This window comes from Rhizobacter sp. P2_H2 (assembly GCF_056403375.1).
In genome coordinates this window covers 1-672 of the sequence record NZ_JBFUFP010001722.1, presented here as the reverse complement: position 1 = coordinate 672, position 672 = coordinate 1, and the positions used below count along the sequence as shown (strand labels likewise).

The following is a 672-nucleotide window of genomic DNA, read 5'->3' as shown; positions in this document are numbered from 1 at the left end:
CCTGAAGCACCATCACGACAAACTCCATCGGTGTGTAGTCGTCGTTGAGCAGTACCACCTGGTACATGCGCGGCGGCTCTGTCTTCGCGGCCTGCCTTTCGGCCACGACCGCCCCCTGCCCGTCATCGGGTGTCGGCCGCTTCAACGGCTCGGGCGGTATCGGTTTTTCCTCGGGCATGGAACCATTCTATAGAGTTGATTTTGCTGTGCTCACCCGAACGGATATTGCGACACCCGGGCGAACTGCAAGGCCCGGAAATGCATCACAACGTGCCCATTGTTCTACGACGGCACCCGCAAGGGAATGCATTTGGTTGCATGGCCCTGAACCCTGGTTTGCCGCGCCTTGACAGTCACCAAGGCGGCGCACAAAATTCTTCGCTCCCAGGGATAGGAGACCAATATGGCCCAGAAGTTGTTCGGAACCGTGAAGTGGTTCAATGATGCGAAGGGATTCGGCTTCATTGAACCGGAAGGGGGTGGCGAGGATGTGTTCGCACATTTTTCGGCCATCCAGAGTGAAGGCTTTCGCACGCTCAAACAGGGCGGCCGCGTGAGCTACGAAGTGGTGCAAGGCCCCAAAGGCCAGCTCGCGCAGAACATCTCTGCGCTCGACGTACCCGAAACGATCCCGCATCGCCGCAATCCTGTCGGCGTGGCGGAGTCCTCGGC

General features: G+C 59.2%; 2 protein-coding genes. One reads left to right on the top strand and one right to left on the bottom strand.

The genetic code is table 11. From position 1 onward, the window contains the following. A partial coding sequence (locus AC1D15_RS35840) for an ATP-dependent Clp protease adaptor ClpS (protein ID WP_477829834.1) occupies positions 1-178 on the bottom strand: 178 nt, incomplete at its 3' end. 225 nt (positions 179-403) lie between these two features. Between AC1D15_RS35840 and AC1D15_RS35835 the strand changes: the two genes are divergently transcribed. Then, positions 404-672: cold-shock protein (locus tag AC1D15_RS35835; RefSeq protein WP_477829833.1), on the top strand; the 269-nt coding region annotated here is incomplete at its 3' end.